The 4,706-nt window shown below is 67.5% G+C and carries 3 protein-coding genes; 2 read left to right on the top strand and 1 reads right to left on the bottom strand.

Translation table 11 applies throughout. The annotated features are described in order from the left end of the window. Positions 1–844 (bottom strand): dTDP-glucose 4,6-dehydratase (gene rfbB, locus Q0672_RS05970; protein ID WP_298620726.1); only part of this gene is annotated, 844 nt, incomplete at its 3' end. Between the two features lie 245 nt (positions 845–1,089). Between rfbB and Q0672_RS05965 the strand changes: the two genes are divergently transcribed. Beyond that, positions 1,090–3,036: a CHASE domain-containing protein gene (locus tag Q0672_RS05965; RefSeq protein WP_298620724.1), complete on the top strand. Its 1,947-nt coding sequence runs from the start codon at positions 1,090–1,092 to the stop codon at positions 3,034–3,036. 43 nt (positions 3,037–3,079) lie between these two features. Further along, positions 3,080–4,525: a pyruvate kinase gene (gene pyk, locus Q0672_RS05960; RefSeq protein ID WP_153162070.1), complete on the top strand. Its 1,446-nt coding sequence runs from the start codon at positions 3,080–3,082 to the stop codon at positions 4,523–4,525. Positions 4,526–4,706: the final 181 nt, after the last annotated feature.

Genomic DNA, 4,706 nt, shown 5'->3' with positions numbered 1-4,706 from the left:
GGCGGCTGTAGCTGCCAGCGGCGTCGGGCTTGAGCTCGTCGAGGAGCGCGCAGAGCGTATGCACGATTTCGATGTTGGGCTTCTCGTTCCAGCCGCCCACGTTGTACACCTCGCCCGGCTTGCCGGTTTCGAGGATGGCGCGGATGGCGCTGCAGTGGTCGGTGACGTACAGCCAGTCGCGGATCTGCTGGCCGTCGCCATACACCGGCAGCGGCTTGCCGGCCAGCGCGTTGGCGATCATCAGCGGGATGAGCTTCTCGGGGAAGTGGTAGGGGCCGTAGTTGTTGGAGCAGTTGCTGGTGGTGACGGGCAGGCCGTAGGTGTGGTGCCAGGCGCGCACGAGGTGATCCGACGCGGCCTTGCTGGCGGAGTACGGGCTGTTGGGCTCGTAGGTCTTGGTCTCGGTGAAGGCCGGATCGTTGGGGCCGAGGGAACCATAGACCTCGTCGGTGCTCACGTGATGGAAGCGGAAGGCGGCCTTCGCGTCGGCATCCAGGCTCATCCAGTAGCCGCGGGCGGCCTCCAACAGCGTGAAGGTGCCATTGACGTTGGTGCGGATGAAATCGCCCGGGCCGTGAATCGAGCGATCCACGTGGCTCTCGGCGGCAAAGTGGACGATGGCCCGGGGCTGGTGCTGGGCGAGCAGGCGGTCGATGAGCGCCCGGTTGCAGATGTCGCCCTGCACGAAGATGTGACGCGCGTCGCCCTTGATGGAGGCGAGGTTCTCCAGGTTGCCCGCGTAGGTGAGGGCGTCGAGGTTCACCACCGGCTCGTCGCTCACGCGCAGCCAGTCGAGGACAAAGTTTGCACCGATAAAGCCGGCGCCGCCGGTAACGAGAATCATCGAAAATCCTTGGGAAAGCTGATCATGGCGCGAGCGGCGCGGCCATCAGAGGCCGCCAGCCGCGCCGGAAGGTGGGGGATTATGACACTTCAGGCCACGCCGGGTCAGGCTGGACGCGCCTTGAAGGACATCGGCAGGCAGTTTGGGCGCGGGGATCAAACTCCTGCCATCTCGTGCCGTTATAAGCGTCGGAGCGGGTTTTCAAGCGCAATCCGCTGTTTTGGCGCGAGAGAGGCTGGCAGAGCATGATGAAATTCATCGGGGCGGATCCGCAAGGCCTGCTGCGGGAGGTCTTCGTGCCGGCCGTCGTGTCATTGCTGCTGTCGATAACGGTGGGCTGGCTGGCCATCCAGCGGATCGACGAAGCCAACCGGGCCGGGCGGGAAAACGCCTTCGTCCTCGAGACCAACGAGATCACGCTGAAGATCGAGGAGCGCTTCAAGGCCTATCGGCAGGTGCTGCGCGGCGCCCGGGCGCTGTTTGCGGCGTCCCAGGAGGTGACCCGCGCCGAATGGCGGGATTACGTCACCGGGCTGCGCCTTCAGGCCGACTTCGGCGGCATCCAGGGCGTCGGCTTCGCGGTGCAGGTGCCGGCGGCACAACTGGCGAGCCACGAGCAGCGGGTGCGCGCCGAAGGCTTCCCCGATTACCGGATCAGCCCGCCGGGCCGGCGCGACATCTACAGCGCGATCGTCTATCTCGAACCCTTCGACTGGCGCAACCAGCGCGCCTTCGGCTACGACATGTACTCGGAGCCGGTGCGCCGCGAGGCGATGGAGCGCGCCCGGCTTCTCGGCGTGCCTGCGCTGTCGGGCAAGGTGCGGCTGGTTCAGGAAACCACCACCGACGTCCAGGCCGGCGTGCTGCTGTATCTGCCGGTGTTCCGCACAGGCGCGCCCCTCGAAACCCCGGCCCAGCGCGCCCAGGCCTTCGTTGGCTGGGTCTATGCCCCATTCCGGCTCGGCGACCTGATCGTCGGCACCCTCGGCGAGTCGACCAGCCGCATCCGCATCTACGACGGCCACGGGGAAGAACCGGCCGCACTGCTCTTCGACAGCGACCCGAAACGCACCGCCGACGGCAAGGGCCTGACGCGCAAGGCGGTGCTCGAACTGGACAACCGGGTATGGACGCTGATCTTCGACGAAGCGCCCCAGCTGGCCCGGGGGCGCGGCAGCGCAACGGCCGAGAAGACCGCCGTGGTGCTGATCGGTGCGCTGTTCGTGCTGCTGGCGGTGTCCTTCACCGCGGCCCGCCAGCACGCCATCGCCCTTGACCGGACCAGCGCCTCCCTGCGCGCCAGCGAAGCCCGCTACAGCGCCCTGGTCAACCTCTCCCACGACGGCATCGCCTCCCTTGACCGGGATCTGCGCTTCACCTTCCTCAACCCGCGCCTCAACACCCTGCTGGGCTACCCGGACGGCTACCTCATCGACCGGCGCCTCGACAGCCTGTGGCCTGCCGCCGATCCGCCCCGTGTGCTGGCGCTGGTCACCCGGCTGCGCCAGGGCAAGGCCGCCACCTACGAGCAGGAGCTACGCCGGGCCGACGGCGGCCTGCTCACCGCCATCGTCACCGATGCGCCGCACCTGGACGCCGCCGGCAACCTGCAGGGCGCCATCCTGACCATCACCGACATCTCGGAGCGCAAGGCCTCCGAGCAGCGCATCCACTACCTGGCCACCCACGACGCCCTCACCGGGCTGGCCAACCGAGCCCAGTTCCTCGACCAGATGAACACCAGCCTGCTGCTGGCGATGCGCCACCGCACGCGCTTCGCGCTGCTGTTGCTCGATCTCGACCGCTTCAAGGAGGTGAACGACACCCTCGGCCACGCCGCCGGCGACGCCCTGCTGATCGAAGCCGCCCGCCGCATGCAGCAGGGCCTGCGGGCCAGCGACCTGCTCGCCCGCCAGGGCGGCGACGAATTCATGGTGCTGCTGCACGACGTCCACAGCCCCGACGAAGCCGAAGCCGTCGCCGGGAAGATCCGCCAGGCCATCCGCCAGCCCTTCACCCTCGAAGGCACCGAGCAGCACATCTCGGTGAGCATCGGCATCGCCCTCTACCCCGAGGATGGCACCGACATCGAAACCCTCACCCGCCACGCCGACGCCGCCATGTACCGCGCCAAGGCGACGGGACGCAGCAAGACCGACCTTCCTGCCCGCATCACCCCCGGGAACGCATAGAATCCCGTCATTCACCCACGCGTCCAGTCCAACCGGAGACCCCATGTCCCGCCACACCAAGATCGTCGCCACCCTCGGCCCCGCCTCCTCCGATCTCGCCACCCTCGAGCGCCTGGTTCAATCGGGCGTGGATGTGGTGCGCCTCAACTTCTCCCACGGCACCGCGGAAGACCACATCCGCCGCGCCAGCCAGATCCGCGAAGCCTCGCTCCTCGCCGGCCGCCCGGTGGGCATCCTGGCCGACATGCAGGGCCCCAAGATCCGCGTCGGCAAGTTCGAGGAGGGCAAGATCACCCTCGTCAAGGACGCCCCCTTCATCCTCGACGCAGCCCTCAGCACCCCCGGCGACGCCCACCGGGTCGGCCTCGATTACAAGGACCTGCCCCGCGACGTGAAGCCCGGCGACGTGCTGCTGCTCGACGACGGCCGGCTCAAGCTGGGCGTCGAGCGCGTACTCGGCCACGAGATCCACACCCGCGTGAAGGTCGGCGGCGAGCTCTCCAACAACAAGGGCATCAACCGTCAGGGCGGCGGCCTCACCGCGCCGGCCCTCACCGCCAAGGACATGGATGACATCAAGACCGCCGCCCAGATCGGCGTCGATTTCGTCGCCATCTCTTTCCCCAAGAGCTCGGCCGACATGTACATGGCCCGCCAGCTGCTGCGCGCCGCCGGCAGCAGCGCGGTGCTGATCGCCAAGATCGAACGCACCGAAGCCGTCGCCAACCTTGAAGAAATCCTCGACGCCTCCGACGGCATCATGGTGGCCCGAGGCGACCTGGCCGTCGAAGTGGGCGACGCCGCGGTGCCGGCCCTGCAGAAGCGCATGATCCGGCTCGCCCGCGAGCGCAACAAGCTCACCATCACCGCCACCCAGATGATGGAATCCATGATCCTGAGCCCGGTACCCACCCGCGCCGAGGTCTCCGACGTGGCCAACGCGGTGCTCGACGGCACCGACGCGGTGATGCTCTCCGCCGAAACCGCCTCCGGCAAGTTCCCCATCGAGGTGGTCGAATCCATGGCGCGCATCTGCCTGGAGGCCGAGAAGTCCGCCGAGGTCACGATGGACCGCGACTTCCTCGACCGCATCTTCACGCGCATCGACCAGTCCATCGCCATGGCCGCCATGTGGACCGCCTACCACCTCAAGGTGAAGGCCATCGCGTCCCTCACGCAAACCGGCTCCACCGCCCTGTGGATGAGCCGCCTCAACAGCGGCGTGCCCATCTACGCGCTCACCCCGGAAACCTCCGCCCGCAACCAGATGACGCTCTACCGTGAGGTCTATCCGCTGCTGATGTCTCAGGTACACGCCGACCGCGACGTGCTCCTGTGGGAAGCCGAACAGATCCTGCTCGAGCAGGGCGTGGTCACCTACGGCGACCTCATCGTGCTCACCATCGGCGAGCCGATCGGCGCCGCAGGCGGCACCAACACCATGAAGATCGTCCGCGTGGGCGACACGCCCAAGCCGGGTATCGTGTAACCGGTAACGCCAACAAGCAAATCTTGCTCCGGCCGGGTTCGCAGTCGGCATGCCGGCACGCTAGAATTCGGTTTTTTACGCCTACACCCGGCCGGGCTCACCGGCCACCGGAGAAAACACATGTCCCTCGTTTCCATGCGTCAGCTTCTCGACCACGCCGCCGAAAACGGCTACGGACTGC

The sequence above is a fragment of the uncultured Zoogloea sp. genome, assembly GCF_937894855.1.
Lineage (GTDB): Bacteria > Pseudomonadota > Gammaproteobacteria > Burkholderiales > Rhodocyclaceae > Zoogloea > Zoogloea oryzae.
The sequence above is the reverse complement of the archived record's forward strand: the minus strand, read 5'-3'. Positions and strand labels throughout refer to the sequence as shown.